Consider the following 367-nt stretch of genomic DNA (forward strand, 5'->3'; position numbering starts at 1 on the left):
CGATCACGGGACTTCGAGACGACCGGAGCGTGCCGTACGACTCCTGTGGCGCACCCGCTGCCCGCGGTTTCCTTGAGGTGTCACAAGAGAGCAAAGACGTTGAAAGGGGCCGGTCATGGCCATCACCCAAGGGCGCAACCAGAGGAACCACCGCCTCCATGACGCCGCTCCCGCCGCGGCCACCGTCCCCGCCCCCCGCACGCACGGCGAGACCACCCCCGCCGCCACCACCGGCCCGGCCCGGTACGCGTGGGCCGCCGCCCGCATCGCCATCGGCTGGGTGTTCCTGTGGGCCTTCCTGGACAAGCTGTTCGGCTGGGGCTTCGCCACCCCCACCGCCAAGGCCTGGATCAACGGCGGCAGCCCC

At 71.4% G+C, this 367-nt stretch carries 1 pseudogene; it reads left to right on the plus strand.

Annotation, left to right across the window (positions count from 1 at the left end):
• Positions 1–115 precede the first annotated feature (115 nt).
• Positions 116–367 (plus strand): annotated as a pseudogene (locus QSK36_RS43185) (hypothetical protein); the annotation flags it as partial.

Source organism: Microbispora sp. NBRC 16548, assembly GCF_030268985.1.
GTDB lineage: Bacteria > Actinomycetota > Actinomycetes > Streptosporangiales > Streptosporangiaceae > Microbispora > Microbispora catharanthi.